At 55.8% G+C, this 1,545-nt stretch carries 3 protein-coding genes and 1 pseudogene; 2 read left to right on the top strand and 2 right to left on the bottom strand.

Going from position 1 to position 1,545, the window contains the following annotated elements; genetic code table 11:
* Positions 1-80: 80 nt before the first annotated feature.
* On the bottom strand, positions 81-302 hold the full coding sequence (locus ALO64_RS12470; RefSeq protein WP_010206850.1) for a DUF1652 domain-containing protein: 222 nt from the start codon (positions 300-302) through the stop codon (positions 81-83).
* 153 nt (positions 303-455) lie between these two features.
* Here ALO64_RS12470 and ALO64_RS12465 point away from each other — a divergent pair, with 153 nt between their 5' ends.
* Positions 456-665, top strand: coding sequence for a hypothetical protein (locus ALO64_RS12465; protein WP_050427046.1), 210 nt, complete (start codon positions 456-458; stop codon positions 663-665).
* 13 nt (positions 666-678) lie between these two features.
* A complete protein-coding gene (locus ALO64_RS12460) occupies positions 679-1,215 on the top strand; it encodes a hypothetical protein (protein WP_005730329.1) in 537 nt (178 codons plus the stop codon).
* 96 nt (positions 1,216-1,311) lie between these two features.
* On the opposite strand, the pseudogene ALO64_RS25960 reads toward ALO64_RS12460, so the two are convergent.
* A pseudogene (locus tag ALO64_RS25960) lies at positions 1,312-1,545 on the bottom strand (hypothetical protein); the annotation flags it as partial.

Genomic DNA, 1,545 nt, shown 5'->3' with positions numbered 1-1,545 from the left:
TAAATCAGCGGCTCCCTAGGCAAGGAGTAATCTCATGCAGGGATAGGGTATGCCCGCTACTGAGCGGGCTTTTGTTCAGCTTAAGCCTCCCGCCCTATCCCTCGCCAATCAGACGAAAGCTGTCTCAGCTTCATTTCCTCTCTCACCTCGAGCACCAGCGCAACGATATCGCGGATCGTGACCAGCGCCGTCGTGTCGATGCCTGTCACGGTGAACTCCTCCCCCTCGGCGGCCGGGTTGAATATCGCCGTTTTCTGTCTGTGACATCCAATGCCTCCTTCAGTTTTTGAGATCAACTGCATATGAGATTAACAGCTACGAACGTGGACACTACAGAGTAATTAGATACTGCTAACTAACCTACTCCAGTCACATAAGTTGGCCATCTGAACCCTCGGAGATGGCCGACCATGCAGCTAGCGACCTTAGAAAGCACATCAATCTCGCTCCCGCGCATGCCCATCCGAACCACGGTATGCGCCGGGGCAACGCTGATCACGCTCGGCACCGAAACCATGCCTGCGATGCTCTGGGCGGCAAAGCGCGGTCTGAAATGGCAGGCCGTGAAGATGCGTCGTTTGCGGGGTGATAGCTGGCATGAAGCGCTGGAGCCTGAGCTCAGAAGAACTACATTCATGAGCCGCTGGCACATGAGCAAGCGGTAAAAGGGGCAACAAGATGACAGCAAAAGCCACGCTGGACCGGGAAGCAATCGAGCGGGCGTATCGCACTGGTCTGTTGTCGGCACGCGAGATCGGCATCGTCCACGGTGTTTCTCACACAGCAATCAACAAACGCGCCAAGAGCTTCAACTGGTCACGACATCTCAAAGTCAAGGTACAGGCACGGGCTGATGCTCTGGTTTCCAAAGCTGAGGTTTCCAGATTGGTTTCCAAGGAAACCGTCATCATCGAAAAGCTCGAGGTTGAGTCGGCGGCAACGGCCCTGGCCGACATAAAGCTCAGCCAGCGGAGGAACATCGGTCGCTGCCTTGACCTTGCCAATACGCTGCTGGAAGAACTGAGCTCGTCGACCGACATGCGTGGTGACATTGCCGATCTGATTAAACAGCTGAAGGAGCAGGCAGATGATTCATCGGATGCGCTGGAGCTGGCCAGCAGGATGTCCAGCTTCCCGCGCCGCATAAAGGCCATGAAGGAGCTGTCGGAGATCATGAAGACGCTGATTGCTCTGCAGCGAGGCATACGGCATTGATGAGTCGAGCCACGAAGAGCCCTACGAGGATCGGCTGGCACGGGTGATGGCTGGTCAGTGACGAACGCGCCAGCTTGCGGGATATGTGCTGAGACTTCACTCAGGGTCGGGGGCAGTTGGCTCATCAGTATTTGTTACGCCGTTTCCGCGATCTCGCATGCGATCGTAAGCCTCAAGAGACGCCGCACGCCCTACTGCTCTATCCTCAGTCGTAAAGACATCCGTTTTAACTTTCTTGGAGCCTCTTGCAATGGGAGCCCAGCCTTCCTGAAGCTTTTTGATCTGACTGGCCAACTGGACCATCGGGTCATCACTGAACCGCCCCGGGTT

Origin of the sequence: Pseudomonas meliae, from assembly GCF_001400515.1 — a bacterium.
Taxonomy (GTDB): Bacteria; Pseudomonadota; Gammaproteobacteria; order Pseudomonadales; family Pseudomonadaceae; genus Aquipseudomonas; species Aquipseudomonas amygdali.
The sequence above is the reverse complement of the archived record's forward strand: the minus strand, read 5'-3'. Positions and strand labels throughout refer to the sequence as shown.

What these genes read in the sequence shown, in the direction of transcription:
- ALO64_RS12470 (WP_010206850.1), bottom strand. Translation starts at nt 302, where the DNA reads ATGCAGTTGATCTCAAAAACTGAAGGAGGCATTGGATGTCACAGACAG.
- ALO64_RS12465 (WP_050427046.1), top strand. Translation starts at nt 456, where the DNA reads ATGCCCATCCGAACCACGGTATGCGCCGGGGCAACGCTGATCACGCTC.
- ALO64_RS12460 (WP_005730329.1), top strand. Translation starts at nt 679, where the DNA reads ATGACAGCAAAAGCCACGCTGGACCGGGAAGCAATCGAGCGGGCGTAT.